This is a genomic window from Methyloceanibacter stevinii (genome assembly GCF_001723355.1).
Classification (GTDB): Bacteria; Pseudomonadota; Alphaproteobacteria; order Rhizobiales; family Methyloligellaceae; genus Methyloceanibacter; species Methyloceanibacter stevinii.
In genome coordinates, this window is record NZ_LPWE01000010.1 from 322,790 (window position 1) to 343,355 (window position 20,566).

General features: G+C 62.8%; 20 protein-coding genes and 1 tRNA gene. 9 read left to right on the forward strand and 12 right to left on the reverse strand.

Features of this window, described 5'->3' with window-relative positions; translation table 11 throughout:
- The first annotated feature begins 232 nt into the window (after positions 1-232).
- The 3 genes from olsB to grpE all read left to right on the forward strand — a co-directional run bounded on the left by olsB (position 233) and on the right by grpE (position 3,078).
- A complete protein-coding gene (gene olsB, locus AUC70_RS05430) occupies positions 233-1,153 on the forward strand; it encodes a l-ornithine N(alpha)-acyltransferase (protein ID WP_083241285.1) in 921 nt (306 codons plus the stop codon).
- A 68-nt stretch (positions 1,154-1,221) separates the two neighbouring features.
- Positions 1,222-2,316 (forward strand): heat-inducible transcriptional repressor HrcA, encoded by a 1,095-nt coding sequence (gene hrcA, locus AUC70_RS05435; protein ID WP_069443911.1) that lies wholly within the window; start codon positions 1,222-1,224, stop codon positions 2,314-2,316.
- Positions 2,317-2,415: 99 nt separating this feature from the next.
- Positions 2,416-3,078, forward strand: coding sequence for a nucleotide exchange factor GrpE (grpE, locus tag AUC70_RS05440; protein ID WP_069443912.1), 663 nt, complete (start codon positions 2,416-2,418; stop codon positions 3,076-3,078).
- Positions 3,079-3,090: 12 nt separating this feature from the next.
- On the opposite strand, the gene AUC70_RS05445 is transcribed toward grpE, so the two are convergent.
- A complete protein-coding gene (locus AUC70_RS05445; RefSeq protein WP_141701998.1) occupies positions 3,091-3,687 on the reverse strand; it encodes an alpha-ketoglutarate-dependent dioxygenase AlkB family protein in 597 nt (198 codons plus the stop codon).
- 352 nt (positions 3,688-4,039) lie between these two features.
- Between AUC70_RS05445 and dnaK the strand changes: the two genes are divergently transcribed.
- The 4 genes from dnaK (at position 4,040) to pyrF (ending at position 8,749) form a co-directional block, all read left to right on the forward strand.
- On the forward strand, positions 4,040-5,965 hold the full coding sequence (dnaK, locus tag AUC70_RS05450; RefSeq protein WP_069443914.1) for a molecular chaperone DnaK: 1,926 nt from the start codon (positions 4,040-4,042) through the stop codon (positions 5,963-5,965).
- 118 nt (positions 5,966-6,083) lie between these two features.
- Entirely contained in the window at positions 6,084-7,241 is a 1,158-nt protein-coding gene (gene dnaJ / locus AUC70_RS05455; RefSeq protein ID WP_069443915.1) for a molecular chaperone DnaJ, read from the forward strand.
- Positions 7,242-7,453: 212 nt separating this feature from the next.
- Positions 7,454-8,017 (forward strand): NADPH-dependent FMN reductase, encoded by a 564-nt coding sequence (locus tag AUC70_RS05460; protein ID WP_069443916.1) that lies wholly within the window; start codon positions 7,454-7,456, stop codon positions 8,015-8,017.
- Between the two features lie 24 nt (positions 8,018-8,041).
- Positions 8,042-8,749: an orotidine-5'-phosphate decarboxylase gene (gene pyrF, locus AUC70_RS05465; protein WP_069443917.1), complete on the forward strand. Its 708-nt coding sequence runs from the start codon at positions 8,042-8,044 to the stop codon at positions 8,747-8,749.
- Here the strand turns inward: pyrF and AUC70_RS05470 are convergent.
- On the reverse strand, positions 8,746-9,105 hold the full coding sequence (locus tag AUC70_RS05470; protein ID WP_069443918.1) for a DUF167 family protein: 360 nt from the start codon (positions 9,103-9,105) through the stop codon (positions 8,746-8,748). The two genes, pyrF and AUC70_RS05470, sit on opposite strands and share 4 nt — an antisense overlap.
- A 7-nt stretch (positions 9,106-9,112) precedes the next feature.
- Positions 9,113-9,406 carry a YggT family protein gene (locus tag AUC70_RS05475; RefSeq protein WP_045364043.1) on the reverse strand — a complete coding sequence of 98 codons (294 nt, stop codon included), beginning with the start codon at positions 9,404-9,406 and terminating at the stop codon, positions 9,113-9,115.
- Positions 9,407-9,617: 211 nt separating this feature from the next.
- Between AUC70_RS05475 and AUC70_RS05480 the strand changes: the two genes are divergently transcribed.
- A tRNA-Ala gene (locus AUC70_RS05480) sits at positions 9,618-9,693 on the forward strand.
- A gap of 92 nt (positions 9,694-9,785) precedes the next feature.
- Here the strand turns inward: AUC70_RS05480 and AUC70_RS05485 are convergent.
- The 7 genes from AUC70_RS05485 to AUC70_RS05520 form a co-directional block, all read right to left on the reverse strand.
- On the reverse strand, positions 9,786-10,760 hold the full coding sequence (locus tag AUC70_RS05485; protein ID WP_069443919.1) for a PQQ-dependent catabolism-associated beta-propeller protein: 975 nt from the start codon (positions 10,758-10,760) through the stop codon (positions 9,786-9,788).
- Positions 10,761-10,765: 5 nt separating this feature from the next.
- Positions 10,766-12,073 (reverse strand): ABC transporter substrate-binding protein, encoded by a 1,308-nt coding sequence (locus AUC70_RS05490; RefSeq protein ID WP_083241286.1) that lies wholly within the window; start codon positions 12,071-12,073, stop codon positions 10,766-10,768.
- Positions 12,070-12,726 (reverse strand): ankyrin repeat domain-containing protein, encoded by a 657-nt coding sequence (locus tag AUC70_RS05495; protein ID WP_069443920.1) that lies wholly within the window; start codon positions 12,724-12,726, stop codon positions 12,070-12,072. The genes AUC70_RS05490 and AUC70_RS05495 overlap by 4 nt, the downstream gene beginning before the upstream one ends.
- Positions 12,723-14,072 carry a quinoprotein dehydrogenase-associated putative ABC transporter substrate-binding protein gene (locus AUC70_RS05500; protein ID WP_069443921.1) on the reverse strand — a complete coding sequence of 450 codons (1,350 nt, stop codon included), beginning with the start codon at positions 14,070-14,072 and terminating at the stop codon, positions 12,723-12,725. The genes AUC70_RS05495 and AUC70_RS05500 overlap by 4 nt, the downstream gene beginning before the upstream one ends.
- Before the next feature lie 13 nt (positions 14,073-14,085).
- On the reverse strand, positions 14,086-16,011 hold the full coding sequence (locus tag AUC70_RS05505; protein WP_069443922.1) for a PQQ-dependent dehydrogenase, methanol/ethanol family: 1,926 nt from the start codon (positions 16,009-16,011) through the stop codon (positions 14,086-14,088).
- A gap of 374 nt (positions 16,012-16,385) precedes the next feature.
- Positions 16,386-17,108: a response regulator gene (locus tag AUC70_RS05515; protein WP_083241288.1), complete on the reverse strand. Its 723-nt coding sequence runs from the start codon at positions 17,106-17,108 to the stop codon at positions 16,386-16,388.
- A 290-nt stretch (positions 17,109-17,398) separates the two neighbouring features.
- Positions 17,399-17,773: a hypothetical protein gene (locus AUC70_RS05520; protein ID WP_141701970.1), complete on the reverse strand. Its 375-nt coding sequence runs from the start codon at positions 17,771-17,773 to the stop codon at positions 17,399-17,401.
- A 305-nt stretch (positions 17,774-18,078) separates the two neighbouring features.
- On the opposite strand from AUC70_RS05520, the gene AUC70_RS05525 reads away from it, so the two are divergent.
- Entirely contained in the window at positions 18,079-18,702 is a 624-nt protein-coding gene (locus tag AUC70_RS05525) for a hypothetical protein (RefSeq protein WP_069443925.1), read from the forward strand.
- Here the strand turns inward: AUC70_RS05525 and AUC70_RS05530 are convergent.
- Both AUC70_RS05530 and AUC70_RS05535 read right to left on the reverse strand, forming a co-directional pair.
- Positions 18,686-19,588, reverse strand: coding sequence for a trypsin-like serine protease (locus AUC70_RS05530; RefSeq protein WP_069443926.1), 903 nt, complete (start codon positions 19,586-19,588; stop codon positions 18,686-18,688). The two genes, AUC70_RS05525 and AUC70_RS05530, sit on opposite strands and share 17 nt — an antisense overlap.
- 12 nt (positions 19,589-19,600) lie before the next feature.
- Positions 19,601-20,566, reverse strand: coding sequence for a YVTN family beta-propeller repeat protein (locus AUC70_RS05535; RefSeq protein ID WP_158007367.1), 966 nt, complete (start codon positions 20,564-20,566; stop codon positions 19,601-19,603).

Genomic DNA, 20,566 nt, shown 5'->3' on the forward strand with positions numbered 1-20,566 from the left:
GGTTCGAATTGGTTTGCTAACCCGCTTCTGATGTGGCCGAATCGGGGGTGGCCGGAAGGCCCTGCGATCCGTAGAGAGCTTGGCAAAAGCCTCGCGGCACGATCCCCGAAAATGTCAGGTGGGCAGCACTATGCCGACGAAAACGACTCCGGGACGCTTTGCAGAGAAGTTTCTGGTGGGAGCCAAATTCCCCGGCTTGAATTTCCGAGGCGTCCCTGGCGGACTGCCGTTTATGGGCAGGGGCGGCGCTTTGGGCAAAGGCCTTGCCCTGGGCAAGGGCGGCTTCTCGGCAGGCCTTCGCGGGCGGCTTCAGCCACCGCAGGTTTATGGGCGGATCGGCTCGCTCGAAGTCCGGCTCGCACGCAAGAAAAGCGAAATCCGCCGGGCGCAGCGCCTCCGCTACAAAGTGTTCTACGAGGAGATGGCAGCCACGCCCAACGCGTTGGCCATGCTGTCGCGCCGCGACGAGGATGCGTTCGATCCGATTTTCGACCATCTCCTTGTGCTGGACCACGGCGACCCCAACCGAAAGGGGTGGAGGCGGCCCAAGGTGGTCGGCACGTATCGCGTTCTGCGCCAGGACATCGCCGACGAACACGATGGGTTCTACACCCAGGGCGAATACGACATCGAACCGTTGATCCAATCCAAGCCCGGTTACAGCTTCATGGAGCTCGGCCGTTCCTGTGTGCTGAAACCGTACCGCAACCGCCGCACGGTGGAGCTTCTGTGGCACGGCATCTGGTCCTATGTGCGCCAGCACGGCGTCGACGTCATGGTCGGCTGCGCCAGCTTCCCGGGTGTCGATCCCGCCCAGCATGCGATGGCGCTCAGCTTCCTGCACCACACCGCCAGCCCGCCCGAAGAGTGGCGCGTCTCGGCGCACAATCATCTGCGTGTCGACATGAACATGATGCCGCAGGAAGCGCTGAACATGCGCGCGGCGCTGAAGGCGATGCCGCCGCTGATCAAGGGGTATCTGCGGCTCGGGGCCTATATCGGCGACGGTGCGGTGATCGACCGGCAGTTCGGGACCACAGATGTCCTGATCATCCTGCCGGTGGAGCACATCAACTCGCGCTATTTCGCCCATTTCGGCGCGCCGGACGAACTTTCGGCCCCGGTCGCGCATGATTTCGGGCCGCTGAACTAGTCGGGGCCGACCGACCCCCGCCGCCGATGCCGTTTGACGCCGTGCGGAGCGCTACCTAAATTTCCCGCATGGGTCATACAGACGTCAAAAGCGCCATGGCGGCGGCGGACGCAGCAGCCGGATTGCGTCAGCTCAACGAACGCTCGCGCGAGATCTTCCGGCGCATCGTCGAGACCTATCTGGAGACGGGCGAACCGGTCGGCTCGCGCAATTTGAGCCGTGCCCTGCCGATGACCCTGTCGCCGGCCTCCGTGCGCAATGTCATGTCCGACCTCGAGGGGCTGGGGCTGATCTACGCTCCGCACACGAGCGCCGGCCGGTTGCCGACGCAAACCGGCTTGCGGCTCTTCGTGGACGGCCTGCTGGAGATCGGCGACGTCACGGAGGCGGAGCGCAAGGAAATCGAAGCCCGCATTGGCGCGAGCGGCCGCCACCGGGGCGTGAAGGATTATCTCGCCGAGGCGGGCGAAATGCTGTCGGGCCTGTCTCGCTGCGCCGGTGTGGTCTTGGCCGAGAAGCAAAGCAAGACGCTGCGGCAGGTTGAATTCGTCAATCTCGGTCAAGGTCAGGCGCTGGCGGTGCTCGTGAGCGAAGACGGGGACGTCGAAAACCGCATCGTGACGCTTCCTCAAGGATTACCGCCGTCGTCCCTGAACGAAGCAACGAACTACATGAACGCGCGTATCGCCGGCATGACGCTGGAAGAGGCGCGCAAGCGCGTCGAGACGGAGATCGAGGAACGGCGCGCTCAGCTCGACGAACTGACGGCGCGGGTGGTCACGGACGGACTCGCGACCTGGTCGGGCGAGGCCGACAATCGGCAGAGCCTGATCGTGTGCGGCCGGGCGCATCTTCTCGAGGACATCAAGGCGATGGAGGACCTCGAGCGGGTCCGGCTGCTGTTCGAGGATCTCGATGCCAAAAAAGGGCTGATCCAACTGCTCGGTCTTGCCGAACGGGCCCAGGGCGTCCGGATTTTCATCGGTTCGGAGAACAACCTTTTTTCTCTCTCCGGCTCGGCTCTGATCGTGTCACCGTTTGAGGATTCGGAACAGAAGATCGTCGGCGTGCTGGGCGTGATCGGGCCGACGCGCCTCAACTACGCCCGCATCATTCCGATGGTGGACTACACGGCGCGGCTCCTCGGGCGGCTCGTCCCTTAGGCTTCCGCCACGGCGATCCCCGCCTTCTCCCTTGATTTTTGTCGCCGCCCGGTCGATATCCGGGGCTCTTCCTGTCAATCCAAACGCTTGAGAGTTTTGATGCCGGACGAACCTTCCGATACCCGCCCCAATGACAAGCCGCAGGCGCCGCAAGGCGCACCGGAGGCGTCCGCCACCAAGGACGCCGGCACCGACGTCGCGGGCGATCTCGAGGCGCTGCTGACGGAAAACGCGGACATGCGCGACAAGGTCTTGCGCACCATGGCCGACATGGAGAACCTGCGCCGCCGCACCGAGCGCGAGAAGGAAGATACCTCACGCTACGCCATCTCGAATTTCGCGCGCGACGTTCTCACCATCGGCGACAATCTGCGCCGCGTGCTCGAACATGTGCCGGCGGAGGCGGCGGAAAAGGACCCGGCGCTCAAGAGCCTTCTCGAAGGCGTGGAGCTGACCGAGCGCGAGCTGCTCAAGATGATGGAGAAGCATGGCGTCACGCGGCTGGAGCCGCTGGGGCAGCGCTTCGACCCCAATCAGGAGCAGGCCATGTACGAAGTCCCGACCACGGACGTGCCGGACGGCACGGTGGTGCAGGTTATGCAGGCTGGCTTCACCATTGGCGACCGGGTCTTGCGGCCCGCGCTCGTCGCTGTGTCCAAGGGCGGCCCGAAACCGGCCCCCACACCGAAAGGCGGTGCGCCTGAGGGCAACGGCTTCGGTACCGGCCCTGCCGCCAACGACGACACCAAAGGCAAGAGCTAGCAGGCAGCGCGCCTAAGCCGGTTTTGTGACGCGGCGGAGCGTGAGGTTGAACCGCCCGCCCTCGTCCAGGAGATCGCTCGTCCCGGGCAGCACGCAGTCGATACCGTGATAGGCAAGCCGGTCTGCACCCCCCAGAACGACCACGTCCCCGGACGCCAGTTCGAGTTTGCGCGTCGGGCCTTTCCGGGTGGTGCCGCCGACACGGAAAATTGCCCTATCGCCAAGCGAGACCGACAGCACGGGAGCTTCGAACTCGTCCTCGTCCCGGTCCTGATGCAGCCCCATCTTGGCCGTGCCGCCATAGTAGTTGATCAGGCAGGCTTCCGGCCGATGGGGATAGCCGGCAAGCTTCTCCCACAGCGCAATGAGCCTTGGGGGAATCGCGGGCCAAGAGGCGCCCGTCTCGGGATGGGTGGCCTGATAGCGATAGCCGCGCGCCTTGTCCGTGACCCAGCCCAGCATGCCCGCGTTGGTCATCCGGACCGACATGGGCCTGCCCGACCGCGGCATGGTGGGGATGAACAGCGGTACCTGCCGAATAATCTTGCGAATATCGCCCAGCAGCGCGGTCTGTTCGGCCACGGTTAATTCTTTCGGAAAATACTGCACGCGCCGTTTGCCCTTCCGCGTCCCTTCCACGCCACTCGCCTTGAAGCTCTAGTCTACCGGGCGGAAATGCTCAGGACAGGGCCCATCGCGAGGTGTCCGGGGTGACAAAGGAGGATCGCGCAAGAGCACCGGCGGCGATACCTGGAATACCTCCAGATGCGACCTGTGTTCTCCTTGCGGGCCCTAGGGTTGGCACCTATATAACCGCGGAACCCCGTGTGATTTTGCGCATGGGGGCGCTGCGAAACAATTGGGAACCGGATCGCGCCGCCTTGAGGAAGGCCAGGCGCATCAGTGAATGCCGGGTGCCGCGCTAGGGCCCGGACGGTTTGCCAGAAAGAGAGGCTCGGAAATGGCGAAAGTTATTGGTATCGACCTCGGCACGACGAATTCTTGTGTCGCGGTCATGGATGGAACAAGCCCGAAGGTCATCGAAAATGCCGAGGGCGTGCGCACGACACCGTCCATGGTGGCGTTTGCCGACGACGACGAGGTGCTGATCGGACTGCCGGCGAAGCGCCAAGCCGTTACCAATCCCGAAAATACGATGTTCGCGATCAAACGCCTGATCGGTCGCCGCTTCGACGACCCGACGGTTGCCAAGGATCAAAAGCTCGTCCCATACGAGATCATCAAGGCGGACAACGGCGATGCGTGGGTCGAATCCCATGGCAAGAAGTACTCACCCTCCCAAATCTCCGCCTACATCCTTCAGAAGATGAAAGAGACGGCCGAAGCCCATCTTGGGCAGAAGGTCGAACAGGCCGTTATCACGGTTCCCGCCTATTTCAACGACGCTCAGCGCCAGGCGACAAAAGACGCCGGCAAAATCGCCGGCCTTGAGGTGCTCCGCATCATCAACGAGCCGACCGCTGCCGCGCTTGCCTACGGTCTTGACAAGAAGGACGGCCAGACCATTGCCGTCTACGATCTTGGCGGCGGCACGTTCGACGTCTCCATTCTCGAGATCGGCGACGGTGTGTTCGAGGTGAAGTCGACCAACGGCGACACGTTCCTCGGCGGCGAGGACTTCGACATGCGCCTGGTCGATTACCTGGCCGACGAGTTCAAGAAGGAGAACGGCATCGATCTGCGCGGCGACAAGCTCGCTCTGCAGCGCCTGAAAGAGGCGGCCGAGAAGGCCAAGATCGAGCTGTCGTCGACGCAGCAGACGGAAATCAACCTGCCCTTCATCACGGCCGATCAGTCGGGTCCGAAGCATCTGACCATGAAGCTGACCCGCGCGAAGCTCGAGAGCCTCGTGGAAGACCTGATCAAGCGCACCATCGCCCCGTGCGAGGCGGCGCTGAAGGATGCCGGCCTGAAGGCTGGCGACATCAACGAGGTGATCCTCGTCGGCGGCATGACCCGCATGCCGAAGGTCGCCGAGACGGTGAAGACCTTCTTCGGCAAGGATCCGCATAAGGGCGTGAACCCGGACGAAGTCGTGGCCATCGGCGCCGCGATCCAGGCGGGCGTCCTGCAGGGCGACGTCAAGGACGTGCTGCTGCTCGACGTGACGCCGCTGTCGCTCGGTATCGAGACGCTGGGCGGCGTATTCACCCGTCTCATTGACCGCAACACGACGATCCCGACCAAGAAGAGCCAGGTCTTCTCCACCGCCGAAGACAATCAGAATGCGGTGACGATCCGGGTCTTCCAGGGCGAGCGCGAGATGGCTGCGGACAACAAGATGCTTGGCCAGTTCGACCTTGTCGGCATTCCGCCCGCACCCCGCGGCGTGCCGCAGATCGAGGTCACGTTCGATATCGACGCCAATGGCATCGTGAATGTCTCGGCGGCGGACAAGGCGACCGGCAAGGAGCAGTCGATCCGGATCCAGGCCTCTGGCGGTCTGTCCGATACGGACATCGACCGCATGGTCAAGGAAGCCGAAAGCCATGCCGAGGAAGACAAGAAGCGCCGCGAACTCGTCGAGGTCCGCAACCAGGCGGAAGCGCTGACCCATTCGACCGAAAAGATGCTCGCCGATTTCGGCGACAAGGTTTCGGCCGAGGACAAGGCAGCGGTCGAGGCTGCCGCGGCCGAAGTAAAGACCGCCGCCGAAGGCGAGGATGTGGAAGCTATCAAGCAGAAGCTTGAGGCATTGGCCCAAGCCTCGATGAAGCTTGGCGAAGCCATGTATCAGTCGAACGAGGCCGAGGGTGCCGCTGAGGGCCCCTCCGCCGACGCGGCCGGAAGCGGCGGCACGGACGAGAACGTGGTCGATGTCGACTTTGAGGAAGTCAAAGACGACGACGACAAGAAATCCGCGTAACGACAAGGTCCAACACGGCAGCGGAGCCCCGATCCTCACGGGGCTCCGCCGGCTGCCCAATAAGAGGCCCGCATGCGCCCCGTTCGGAACCGAAGAGGTATGAGGGTCCGGAGGGGTAATGGCGAAGCAGTGCTACTACGAAGTCCTCGGCGTTGCCCGCGGGGCCAATGACGCGGAGATCAAGACCGCGTTCCGGCGGCTTGCGAAGGAATGTCATCCCGACCGGCATGGCGGGGACGAGACCGCCGAAGAGCGTTTCAAGGTTGTCAACGAAGCCTATGAGATCCTGAAGGACCCGCAGCGCCGCGCGGCTTATGACCGGTTCGGCCATGCGGCCTTCGACGGGCGGTCCGGCTTTGGCGGTTTTGGCGGCGGCGCGGGCGGTCATGGCTTCGGTTCGGACTTTTCGGAGTCCATGTCGGCCATGTTCGACGATCTGTTCGGCGAGTTCATGGGCGCGCGCCGGCCGCGGCAACGCGGCGGCCGTGAGCGTGGCGCCGATCTCCGCTACAACATGCAGATTTCGCTGGCCGAGGCCTATGAAGGCCGCACGGCGCAAATCCGCGTCCCCACCGGCGTCACCTGCGAAGAGTGTTCCGGCTCGGGTGCCAAGCCCGGTACATCGCCGGTCACCTGCCGAACTTGTGGCGGCGCGGGCAAAGTCCGCGCGAGCCAAGGCTTCTTCACCATCGAACGGTCATGCCCCACATGCGACGGCCGCGGCGAGGTCATCGAAGACCCCTGCACGAGCTGCCAAGGGACCGGGCGCGTGATGCGGGAGCGGACACTGTCCGTGACGATCCCCGAGGGCGTAGAGGACGGCACGCGGATCCGGCTCGCCGGCGAGGGTGAGGCGGGCTTGCGCGGCGGACCTCCGGGCGACCTCTACATTTTCTTGGCTATCAAGCCCCATGAGTTTTTCCAGCGCGACGGTGCGGACCTGTTCTGCCGCGCGCCGATCTCCATGACGACGGCTGCGCTGGGCGGCCAGATCGAAGTCCCGACGATCGACGGCGGACGTAGCCGCGTGAAGATTCCCGAGGGCAGCGAGAGCGGCAAACAGTTTCGCCTCAGAGGCAAAGGCATGCCCGTTCTGCGGTCCAAGCAGCAGGGCGACCTCTATATTCAGGTCGAGGTCGAAACGCCGAAGAACCTCACACGCAAGCAGCGCGATCTCTTGCGTCAGTTCGACGAGGAGTCGAACGCGGAGACGAGCCCCGAATCATCGGGCTTCTTCGCGCGCGTGAAAGAATTCTTCGACGGCATCGGCGAGTAGCGCATACGCCGTCACGCGATTAGGCCGATTAATTCCACGATCGCCTCTTCCGCTTCCACCAAACCGTCCCTACATGCATTCCCGCGCGGACGACAGGAGGGCGGCACCGGCGCGCTTCGCCATAAGGCCACGGCGAAGGCGCTCTAAGCCTCGACGGACAAGCCTCAGCCTGCAAAGATCAACGGGATGGCTCGACTACAACGGAGACGCTTATGCGGTTGTTGTTTTTCGCAGGGAGCGCTCGAGAGGGATCGCACAACAAGAAGCTGGCCCGTCTGGGGCAGATGATCGCCGAAGCCAACGGCATAGAGGCCGTATTCGCCGATCTTTGCGACTACCACATGCCGATCTACCACGGCGATCTGGAAGACGCCGAGGGCGTGCCGGAACGGGCCCAAGCCTTCAAGGCGCTTCTCGGTGAGTATGACGGCGTTATGATCGTCACGCCCGAATACAATTCCGGCATCCCGGCACTCCTCAAGAACACATTGGATTGGGTTAGCCGCGTTCGCACGGAGCCGAACGTGTTCCAGACCCGCGTGTTCGCGGTCTCGGGCACGTCACCCGGCTATTACGGCGCCATGCGCGCGCTGCTGCAGCTGCGCCAAGTCCTCACGGTCGGGCTGGGCGCCACCGTGATCCCGCAACAAATGGCGTTGCCCGGCGCGATGAAGGCCTTCGCCGAGGATGGTAGTCTGGTCGACGAGACGCGGCAGAAGATGTTTGCCGATGTGGTCGAGGCCTTGGCGGTGGCGGCGCGTAAGTTCGCGGCCTAGGCGCGGAATCGTTTGGGGGGAAACATGACAACGGAGAACTTGGCGCCCAAGGACCGGATCGTTCTTGCGCTGGATGTCGCCGATCTCGATGAGGCGCGCAGGCTTGTCGCCGCACTCGGGGACAGCGTGGGTGTCTTCAAGATCGGCCTCGAGCTGATCTATCGCGGCGGGCTCGGCTTCGCGGAGGAACTGGTCGGCCAAGGCCGCAACGTGTTTCTCGATGCCAAGCTGCTCGATATCGAAGCGACCGTGGAGCGCGCCACGGCGGCGATCGCCAAGACCGGCGCGCAATTCCTCACCGTCCACGCCACCGACCGCAAGACCCTGAATGCGGCCGTGCGCGGTCGCGGGGACAGCGCGATGAAACTGCTCGGTGTCACGGTGCTCACCAATCTCGATCGGGCGGATCTCTCGGAGCAAGGCATCGAGATGCCTCCCTTGGCCCTTGTGCAAGAGCGGGCAAGGCTGGCGCAGGATGCGGGATTCGACGGGATCGTGGCGTCGGGCAAGGAAGCGGCAGCGCTGCATGAGCGCCTGCGGGACTTTCTCATCGTCACGCCCGGTATCAGACCGGCGGGTGCCGACGCGAACGACCAGGCGCGGATCGTGACCCCTAGCGATGCGATTGCCGCCGGGGCGCATTACCTCGTGATCGGGCGTCCCATCACGCGCGCGGAAGACCCACGGGCGGCGGCAGAGGCCATCGCCGCGGAGATTGCCGCGACCGCCTAGGAAGCAGGATTGCTGAATTCGGTGAGCCTTGTGGCGACCAAGGCCGAAAGGCCAATGGCGCTGCCGTCGATCGCCACGATCTTGATGCGCGCCTTGGTGCCCTGGATGACCGAAACCGTCGACCGCGGCACGCCGAGCCATTTGGCGATCAGCGCTTCGAGCGCGGCATTGGCTTTGCCGTTCTCAGGCACGGCGCGCACGCGCGCTTTCAGTACGGGATCGCCCCCGAACTCCTCGACGCCTTCCACCGCATCCCGCGCCGACTTGGGCGTAAGCCGCACGGCAATGGCCACGCCGGTTTCCGTCTGACGGATTTTCAGTTGCGGCGCACGAGGCCCCGGGGCGCTGTCGCCCATGGGAGCGCTACACGAAGGCCGGCAGCAGCCAGCCCAGCAGCACCACGTCGCGGATGAACAACAAGATCAAGATGAGGATCACCGGCGAGATGTCGATACCGCCGAGATTGGGCATGAAGCTGCGTATGGGCGCAAGCGCGGGCTCGGTGATGCGGTAGAGCATGTCCGCGATCGAATAGACGAAGCGGTTGTTCGTGTTCACCACATTGAAGGCGATCAGCCAGCTCAGAATGGCGCTGGCGATGACAACCCAGATGAAGAGGTCGATGACAAGAGCAATGAATCCGATCAAAGGCACCATGTAACGGCCCCTCCTCGCGCGGCCTCGGACCCCATGTAGCTGACGGGCGCGCCAAAGGGCAAGCCCCGTGACGAAAAGCCCGTTCCTGCGCGCCCTTTGCGCCGTTTCGTGGCGCTTCCCCGACCAACTGACCACCGCACAGAATTCGGCGCTTCAATGCGGGCGTTGCTTGACAGAGGGGGGAGCGGCTCCCTAAATGCGGGGCTCGCATGGGGCCGTAGCTCAGTTGGGAGAGCGCAGCAATCGCACTGCTGAGGTCGTCGGTTCGATCCCGTCCGGCTCCACCAAATCCCTCGCACAATCAGTGGCTTGACAAAGCCTCGCCGGAAGCCTCGAGGGCCGACCGGTTCGCCTTGGCGCCGATGTGCCGAGCACCAGCCTAAGGCGTGATCGCAATGCCCCAAGGCAGACGCCCGACCGGGACGGACTTGAGCGGCTTCAGCGTCTCCAGATCGACGATGGTCATGTCGTTTGTGAGGCCGTTCGCGACATAGAGCTTCGAGCCATCGGGAGCGATCTCCACGTGCCAGGGGCGCTGTCCAACGAGGATGTAGTCCTCCACTTCGAACGTCTCGGCGTTCACCACCGCGACCCGGTTGGCGGGCCCCAGAGCGACGAAAGCCTTTTTCCCATCCTTGGAGAACCGCATGCCGACAGGCTGTATCTGCTCCGGCGACACACCCGGAATTTCGAAACCGATCACCTTGAGCGTCTCGTAGGTGTCGCCGTCGATGACCGCAACGGTGCCGCCGACTTCGGAGGTGACCCAAACGTTCTTGCCGTCGGGCTGCCACTCGGCGTGGCGCGGGCGCGTATCGACGAGGACGTTGGCCACGAGCTCGTTGGTTGCCGTGTCGATGAAATGCGCCATGCTCGAGCTTTCGGACGTTGCCACCGTCACGGCGCCGTCGGGGCTGACCCGCATGCCTTCCGGTTCGACGCCGACAGGAACCTCGACGATGAGTTCTCCTGAGTCGGGTTCCATGATCGTCACCATCGAGTCGTCCTCATTGGCGATATAGATGGTCTTACCGTCCTTCGACACGTCCATCAGTTCCGGATCTGGGCCCGAATCCAAGGTACGGACGATCTCGAGCGAGTCTGCATCGATGACCTCGACGGCATCGTCGTCACCGACACACACAAACACCTCGGTCTTGTCCGGTCCCGTGACGATCCCGCGCGGGCGGCGTCCCGTGGCGATCGTCTTGATGATCTCCAAGGAGTCCGAGTCGACCACGGTGACGGTGTTGTCCCGCTCGTTCGAGACGAAAATCCTGTCGGCGTAGGCCGGCGTGATCGCGAGCATCGCGATCGGCGCCACGGCCAGCATGACGGCATTGCGGCGTTTCATTCCCACTATCTCTGAACGGTTGTTTCGGGGGCGGTGTTTTCAGGGAACCGGCAGGCCGTTTCCGGCTCATCGAAGCCGAGCGTATCGGTCGGGAAATGCTGGTGCAGGAACCCCTCCTGCGGCGAAAGGGATACAAGCGCCTGCGGACCCATGATCAGAATTGGTTGACGCAGTTGGTGGTCCCAAGGCCGCACGGTCAACTTCTGACCCTTGAAGCCGGCCACGCGGAACTTGTCCGAATAGACGTAGTTGCGCAGGGATCCGACGTCGCGCTTCTTAGAACGCGCGGCCGCTTCTCCGAGCGTGCGGACGGCCAGCCAGCCAGCATAGTCTCGCTCGGTCATGTTGCGGCCAGTCAGTTCCCGGAAAGCGCTCTGCAGGGACATGCCGCCCCATTGTTCGAAGGCGCGGTGCCAAATAGAGGCGGTAAGGCCGTGCGTGCCGACAACCGGGTCGGGTTCCGCGGTGCGGTACATGAAGTACAGCCCGAAAGCCTCGCCCGTATCGATGACGAAGACCACATCGTGATTGGGCGCGTTCTGCGTGACCATCGGGATCTGACTTTGGATCTGCTGATGGCCGGACTCGACGCGCCGCGAACCGGCCTCGAATTCATAGGTGCGTTCGTCAACCACCTTGCCGCCGAATCGCTGCGCCGCGCGCTTGACGGCCTCGGCATAGGCGTCGTCTTGCGAGCTAGTCCCTTTGACGATCATCCATCGCGGCCACTTCTTCCAAACGAGGTATTGGGCAAGAGCGTCCGCGCGCATGGCCCAATTGGGCACGATGTGAACGACATTGGCGCGGCAGTTCTCTTGGCGCAGCCGGTCGTCGGCGGAGCGCATGTTCAGGATCAGCGAGTCTTGCGCCTCGGGAAGATCGGCCACGGCGAGAAGGTCCGCCGGCTCCAGATCGGCCACGATCAACCGCGGTCCTTCGGCAAGCAGTTTCTTGGCCTTGGCGGCGACATCGCCGTCTTCGGGCACGATGCGCTCCGTCAGCACCGTCTCAACGCCGAGAAAGCGCGCCGTTGCATTGTTATCGAGGATGCCGAGGCGGGCGCCTTGTAAGCCCTTGTCGGTGAGGACCGGCTCCATCAGCGACAATGGGATCGGTTCCGCGTAGCGCTTGCCGAGATAGACGATGTCCACGACCGTTTCCGGCTGCGGTGCCGGTGGCTTCCGCGCCGCCCGGGACTCTTCGGCCGGTTTAGAGACGTTATTGCCGGGCTGCTCCGTGGGATAAGCGGGGGTGAGCAGTGCGACAGAGATCGCGGCGACGGCGATGCGTAAGGTTGCCGCTCCTAATCTCATTTCACCTCCATCAGGGCCGCGGACGACTTCTCGGGCGTTTCTTCGGCGCCGCGCTCGGATTTCTTGACTCGCGGCGCACGAATTTTGGCCGGGAGTTCGAGCTGGAGAACCGCAGCCTCGCTCTGATTGGCCTTGGCGATATCCAGCGCCGTTTGACCGCCCGGCGTCTTCACCTCGGGATCCGCGCCCGCCTGAAGCAAGAGACCAATCAGGGGCGGGTTGTTGTGCGTGGCCGCGATCATCAACGGCGTCACGCCTTTCGTGCTCCGCGCATCGACATCCGCACCGCCGTCGATCAACCGGCGGGCGACATCGACGGAACTGGCGCCCTGATTGAAGCGGGCGGCACGTCCCGACTTGAGGGGCTGCGTGGCAACCATCATGAGAGGCGTCAGCCGTTCCGGGCCCACCGGCTCGTCCAGCTTCGCGCCCGCATCCATGAGGGCGTTGGCCGCGAAGAACTTGGCTTCCATGATGGCGATTGCCAGCGGTGTCACTCCGCTGGGAGCGGCTTTATCCAAATCGGCGCCGCCTTTCGCCAGCGCCTCGATGGACGGCACGTGGTTGCGAAATGCCGCGTGGAGCAGCGGCGTCCAACCGTCGCGATCGGCACGATTCGGGTCCGCGCCCTTGTCGAGCAGAAACGCGATCATGTCGGAGTCACGCTCGCGGCAGCGGTGTGGAGCGGGGCAAGGCCCATGAGATTGAGCGAATCGATATCGGCACCACGCTTTAGCAGGAAGGCGACCCGCTCGCGGTCGGTGCCGACAACCGCGTTGCTGAGTTCCTCGTTGAGATCGGCGCCGTCGTCGAGCCATTCGTCGAGCCGCGTTTCGGTCACGACCTGATCGGCGGAAGCCTTGTCTCTCTGCAAGCCCTCGCGATTTTCCGACAAGGGCGTCAGATAGAGCTTTCGCGCCTTCTCCTGCCGGTCCGTGAAGTAGGTGCCATGGGAAGGGATGTCGCCCGACACGACGCAGTTGCTGCATTGCACGAGCGGCACACCGTACGCGGTCAGGACGTCCTTGATTTCGTCGCGGCCGCGTTCAAGCGCGTCATCCAGCATGTATTTCAGGACAATGTTGGTCGGCTGGACACCGAGCGCGAGGTTGAACTCGAGCGGCACCTCGTCATCTATCTGATTGACGGGTTGAATGGCGATCTTCGCGCCGCGCATGGTCTTGAGGAAGCCCGCAAAGGGGCCGAACACGCCGGCAATGTCGATCTCTCCATCGACGACCTGTTGGACCTGCCGCCAGGGCTGTTTCTCGGGCTGCAAGTCCGCGTCGTGGCTGAGGACATGGACATCCAGGCTGTTGGTAATCCCGTGCTTGGCAAGTGCCAGGCGCAGACCGGAGTGCTGGTAGACGCCGAAGCGCAGCTCTTTAAGGCGCGGATCATCGAAACCTTCGATGTCGATATCGTCTTCCTCGCGGGTGACGAATACGTAGGGCGTTCGATAGATGGGGGTGGTAGTCAGAACACTTTCATAGCCTGCCGGCATGCCCAAGAGCACGTCGCACTCGTGATTGTCGAACGTCTGACGGGTCAGGCCGCGGTCAATCTGCGGACGCCAGAAATAGGTGATCTTGGTGCCGAGTTCTTTCGCGACGATGTCGATGATCTTGTTGTCGAAGCCTTCGCGCTTGTCGTTCGACAGGGGCAGGTTGCCCGGGTCGGCGCACACGCGCAGCGAATCGATCTTCATCTTGCGCGCGACCGCCTTGGCGGCGGTCAGTTCGGCCGAGGTCAGTTCGTCATAGGTCTTGTTGGCAAAGCCCTGACTGAGAAACTCGGCTGTTTCTTCGGACTGCGCTGCTTCTTCGGGCCGCGCCGTTTCTTCGGCCTGAGCAGTCGCGACGGCGCTGCCTGTAAAAAACAGAAATGCCGCGCAGACGGCGGTGCAGGAGATCGGTGGGTCAACGCAACAACCCCAATTTGGATCAAAGGTTCTCAGAAAAAGAGGTGGCGCCAGACGAGTTGCCCCGTCTGACGCCACTGACAAGCCGTAGCTAGTCGAGGAGTCTGAAGGTAGTGACCGTTCCACCCTGCGGGACGTTGTTAAGGCCAGTGGCTTTCGCCATCGCCGTCGCGCCGATCGCACCGAACTTGTCGCTCATGTCGAGGCCCGCGGTGACCGGCAGGCCGATCCAGCCGCCGATACCCGAATGCACCGACACGTACTGCTTTCCGTCAAGCTTGTAGGTGATCGGATTGCCGATGATGCCGGAGCCCAGCTTGCGGCTCCACAGGACCTTACCGGAGTTCCGGTCGACCGCACGGAAGTCACCGCCGAGCGAACCGTAGAAGACGAGACCGCCGTCGGTCACGGCAGCGCCACCCCAGTTCGGATACGGATCCGGGATCTCCCAGAGCGTCTTACCGGTCAGCACGTCGAACTTCTTGAACTTGCCGGTTACGCCGGGCTTTTCAGGATACATGTACACGTTCGCGAACACGTAAACCGTGCCCTGCTGCGTGTGCGTGCGCTCCTGAGGCTCGTCCTCCATGCACCAGTTGTTGGTCGGGCAGTACGCAATGTTTCCTTCCTTGGGATCGATTGCGCAGGGCTGCTGATCCTTACCGCCCATGGCAGACGGACAGGCCGACGTGTTCACACCGATGTTGAAGGGCGAATGCTCCTTCACCTTGATCGGACGGCCGGTCTTGAGATCGACCTTCTCCGCCCAGTCCACGGTGACGAACTTGTTGGCACGAAGAAGCGTGCCGTCGACGCGGTCGAGGACGTAAGCAAAGCCGTTGCGATCGAAGTGCACCAGCGTCTTACGCTGTTTTCCGTCGACTTCCATGTCCACGAGGATGTTCTCGTTGACGCCGTCATAGTCCCACTGGTCGAACGGGGTCATCTGGTAGGCGAACACAGCCTCACCGTTATCGACTTTGCGGCCGAAGATCGTCATCGACCACTTGTTGTCGAACTTGCCGGAGGTCAGGTCGGGATCGAATTCGTTGCACTTCTCGTGCGTATGATTCTCACCTTCGAGACCGCAGCGAAGGCCGGGGCTCCAGTGACCGGGGTTACCGGTGGAGTAGTAGATCATTTTCAGCTCGGGGTCGTAGCTGAACCACGCCCAAGGCGAGCCGCCGCCGATCTTCCACTCATCCTTCGGATAGGTGACGACGCCGAGATCCTTGCCGTAGGACCCGTAATGCGGGTTGGCCTTGTTGGTGTCGGCCGTCAGGCAGACATCCTTGTCCGATCCCGTCGAATGACAGCTCCAAACTTCGCTGCCGTCTTCGATGTTGTAGGCCGTGATGCGGCCGCGAGCGGCAAATTCGTCACCGCCGAAACCGGCCAGCACCAGGTTCTCGGCGATCATCGTCGGACCGGTATGCGTCTCGCCCTTCTCAGGATAGGCGTGCTTGACGGTCCAGACCTCCTTGCCGGTCTTGCCGTCGAGCGCAATGACGAAGCCGTCCAGCGTGTGGAACACGACCTTGCCCTTGGCGTAGTTCAGACCACGGTTGACCGTGTCGCAGCAGGCGCGCGGAATGGCCGATTCGTCACGATCGGTCTTCTTCACGTAGTTCCAGATCTGCTTCGGATTATCCGGATCCGTCAGGTCAAGCGCCTGCACAACGTTGCAAAGCGGCATCGACGGGCAACCGCTCACGAAATACATCATGGGCGTGCCGTCTTCCAACTTGACGACGACGGGCTGGCCTTCCTGGCCACGCAGCGAGTTCATCGACTGCGCCCAAATCATCCCAAGCTTGCCGACATTCTCCGTGTTGATGTCTTTCAGCGGGCTGTGACGGGTCAGCTGGTTGTCGCGGCCCGGCGCGGGCCACAGATTGGGATCCTTAGCTCGTTCGTCGATCTCGGCCGATGCGGACTGGTCCGCCATCACCGACACCGGCGCGAGCAGAAGCGCGGCTGTCAGGCCAATACCTAGGCCTAGTTTCTCAAACTTCATTTCGGTTGCTCCTCCCGAATTATCCGGACGGCTCGTAGGATTTGTTCCTGCGCGCCAAACTTGCCCCCTTGGGGCGTGACGTCGGCGAAGCACTCGCTGGCTAGCTTGTCCGTGAGCGCGATGTTCCGAGGGAAAGTCGAGTTGGGAAGAAGTGCCCAGACGCGGGTTCGAAACGAAGTCAACACTCTGACAAACCGAGGGCCATAGGGGCTCCCGACGACTGGGATGCTACAGAGTGTCACGCTGCTTGGTGTTCCAGACCTCTCAGAGAAGATTGTGCGCCGACTGCGAAACGCATGTCTGGGTTTTGGGGAATTTATCCCGACTTTGTGCAACACATGTTCCCCAGTGGGTTCCCGGGGCATGGGGAAGATCTAGCCGGTTTTTTTGGAACCTTTGGCAAGCGGGCGCGCAACATTCGGGGGTGCCGGAAAGTTCTGAACCGCGAAGTGCACCAATTCCTGCAGCGATTGCACGCCAAGCTTCGGTTTCAGGCGATTGCAAATGTGAGCAACGGACTTGTAGCTGAGGGCGAGATTGTCGGCGATTTGCGTGTAGGACTTCCCATCCGCAAGTAGAGAAAGGATGAAACGTTCCCGGGACGATAGGGCCTCGAGGGCCAACGTCTTGGGTTCGCGATTTCTGAGGAACGCGAGATCGGACGCCAGGATCCGACTCACATAGGGAAGTCCCTCACGCACCGTCGCTAGCGACATCGCAATCTCGTCGTTCGGTGCGTCCTTCACAACATAGCCATTCGCGCCCACTTTCAGCGCTTCGTGTGCAATGCGCGGATCGTCGTACATGCTGAGCACGAGGATCGGCACGCTCTCGTCGTAGCGGCGGAGCCGCCTGATGAAGGACAGCCCCGCAAGCGCGCCGGCGCCCATGGCCAAGTCCACGATGACGATAGCGGGGCGCCTGGAGCGGCAGAACCTGAAGGCTTCGGCGAAGCTTTGCGCGTTGCGAATGACCGTGCCGCGGGTCTCTTCGATCAGCAGGCGAATACCGGCGAAGACGACCGGATGATCGTCGACAAGCAGAATGACATCGTCCGAGTCAGTCTGCCGATCGTTCTGGATTTCATCATTCGGCACCGGATCTCAGTTCGCCCCGCTTCGAATCGCCTCGACGGGGAAATGCTAGCAGAGGGTGCCATGCCTGATATTCCAGAGCGCCTGTAGAAAAACGGGAAGCGTCACTCATCGCGTTGGCAAGGCGAGGAACAATATTCGCCAACGCCGGGATCGGGGACGACATCGCACCGGCGACGCGGTGAGATCAGAGGTCGAGGCTCAGCGCAGGGCGCCGCGAGACCGGCCGCTCGTAAGACAGCACTCCGACCGCCGGTTCTTCCAGGCGGACACCGTGCGTTACACGGGTTCGATCAGATGCCGCGCGCGACGCTGAGCCCGTCGAAGGGCGTGATCCAAGATGCCGTCCAGCCCAAGCGCCCGTCCTCGGCGAAGCGAAGACCGGCAAGCATGAACAAGGCTCCGGACTGATTCTTGGTCTTCTCGACTTCCACGACGGCGTAGCCGATGAAGCGTCCGCAGACTTCAGAGCCTGCAGCCTTGTTGACCACATTGACCGCGATGGGCTCCGTCTTGCCCGCCGACAACTCCGACGCAAGAGAAATGGCCTGCGCCTCGGTCTCGCACAGCATGGCGTTGACTTTTGAAGGAGAGCTGGCCTCGCCCGCGACCACGGGAAGGGCCGCGAAGATGCCCGCCAACGCAACTAAGAGAGTTTTTGCCTGCATGGATAGCCTGTCCTGGTTCCTGCAAATTTGCGTTGAGGCAAAATTGTCAACATCACCCGGCACCAGGTCAAGAACATCCTGGGGGTTGGCAGGAAAGTTTGCCACTCTCGTATTGGCACTAGTCTGGCCCTGTTTCGTCCCTTCTTGCTTGGAATTTCGGCCATTTTCACTGGGCACTTCCGAGCTCTGAGCCCTTATGTCCTAGGCATTCTTCCACCGGGAGATTTGCGGGAGATGGCATCGCTACCAGGGCCTGCGATCGTCTAAGGGAAGACTCTTGTGCCCCCCGAAAAGAGAGTATTCCCATGTCCATTCGTATTCCGGCTCTTCGCGCACTGTGTCTGAGCCTCGCCACGTTCCTCGCACTTGCCTTCATCAACGCCGCGCATGCGCAGGGGCTTGCGGAAGGGGGCTTCGATCCTGCGGACCTCGAAGCGATGACCGCTTCCGTGCGTCAGGTGGAGCTCACCGAGGACAACGTGACCCGGCTGATCGCGTCGTTCCCGGAGATACGGAAGACGGGGGCAAAGTTCTCCAAGACGCAGCTGCCGGAGAAGCCGCCCCTACCGGGCAGCGGCGACTCGGACCTCGATGCCCTGCCGGCCGACAAGCATGCCGCCCTCGAAGCGGTTGCCCAAAAGCACGGCTTCAAGAATCTGGAAGAGTGGTCGGACACGGCAGGGACCGTGGTCCGCGGATATATTTTCCTGGCCCAAGGCAAGAAGCCCGGCGCGACCGACACAGCTCTCCGCTTGAACGTCGAGCATGCCGAACGCAATCCGAATCTCACCGCGGAGCAAAAGGCCGACATCATCGAGATGTATCGGCGGATCGCGTCCAGCCTCAAGCGCCTCGAGCCGTCCGACGAGAACTACGAGATGATCGTTGCGATGAAGGACAAGCTCGCGCCGATCATGGATCCGAACTAGTCGGCCCGTAGCCAAGCGAACGCGCTGTCTCTTCGATGAACGGAAGGTTTGCGGAAAGCGCCGTGGCGGCGCTCTCGCGGCGACCAAAGACCGCGGCCAGTTCCGGCGGCAAGCCCCGCTGAGCCGAGATGACGCCGACATAGCGCAACACCTCGTCGTCGTCCTCGATCAGAAGGGCACCACCGCTATCGCCCGGCGAAACATTCTCATCCATGCACCATAGCGTCTCGTGCAGACCTGCCTCTCGATCCAGCCGGCTCTTGAAGCACTCGGCTGCGTCTTTGATCTTGACGGGCAGATAGCGGCGCACTCCCGCGTTGCTGCAATCTTCGGCCGCAACGCAACTCAGCCCCCCATACGCCACAAGAACGCCCTGGCGTCCGGGCCCCGTCGTCGCGGGGCGTGGCAACGAAGGCCCCATCGCGTTCACCTCGCCGAGCGGCAGTTCGACATCGATCGGCGCCGCCGTCACAAGGATTGCCATGTCATGGGGAAGCCGGGCGGTTCTCCATTGGCTCGTGTCGTTCTGGCGCCACTCCGGTGCGACCTTAACGGCTTCCACGGCATAGGATCGCATGCGCCCCTGCTTGAACACATGTACGAAGAGTTCTTCGGGTTGCAGATAGGAGTCGACGTAGATGCGCTTGCCCAATGCAGTGGCGACATGCTGCACGCAGTGCGCCGAGGTTACGACGACGCGAGGATAGAGGACCGTGCCCGAGCAGATCATGCGGCCGCGCTGGGCGATCTCCACGACGAACGGATAGCGCTCATCGCGATCCTCGATGCCATTGGGAAGAGCGCGTGCCGGAACCCCCGGAAGTGTGATCGCAACCAGAATCCCCAGGCAAAGCGCGATGTCGAGGAAGTGTGTCGGGCGCGGCATCGGCAGCGCTCTCTACTCGGCCGCGGCGATGGCGAGGCCGCGAATTCCTTCGCCCACGGCGATGCGCTTCAGTTCTTCTCCCGTCTGGCCGTCGAGGACGGAGATGTCGCCCGACATCCAATTGACTACATACAGGCGCCCGCCATCGGGGAGCATGCCCATGCTCTCGGGATACTTTCCGACCTTGGTTCGTTGAACGGGATCGAGCGAGGCGGCATCCAGAACCTTCACGGTGCCCGACTGCTGGTTCGCCACGAACACCCGCTCGCCGTCCGGCGAGACCGCGACGCCATACGGCATGGCGCCGGTCCGCACGGTCCCCAGCGTCTCCAGAGAAGCCGCATCCAAGACTGAGACGTCGCCGCTTCGGACATTCGCCACGTAGAGGCGTTTCCCCGCAGGCGAGACGGCCAACGCGAACGGCGCCTTGCCGACCTTGACCGTGCCCACGACCTTTAATGCGTCCGTATCGATCGCCGTGACGGAATCGTCCTCCCGGTTCGCCACAAAGACACGGCTGAGCTGCGGGGCAAATGCCACATGCGCCGGCGCGCGGCCAACCTCGATCTCCGCGAGGACCTTGCCCGTCGCACTGTCGACGACCGACACGAGGTTCCTGTTCCAGTCACTGACGAAGAGGCGCCCGTCGTCGGAGGCGGCTATCCCGAACGGCGTGCCGGCGATGGTGATCGTGCGCGGAGCGTCCGGCATGCTGGGATCCAGAACGTCGATCCGGCCGATCTCGGGATAGGTGACATACAGCGTGCGCCCGTTCGGCGCGGCGGCGATGATGGCCGGCCCCCGTGCGACCGAGATCGTTTCGACCGTCTCGTCGGTCGCCGTGTCGATCACCACCACGCGACCCGCCTCTTGGTTGGTGACATAGAGGCGCGGCGCGGCGGCGGCGTTCACCACAAACAAAGTGGCGAAAAGCGCCGCAAAGATTGCGGCCCCGGCGGCAATAGGTTGCCGCGCCAC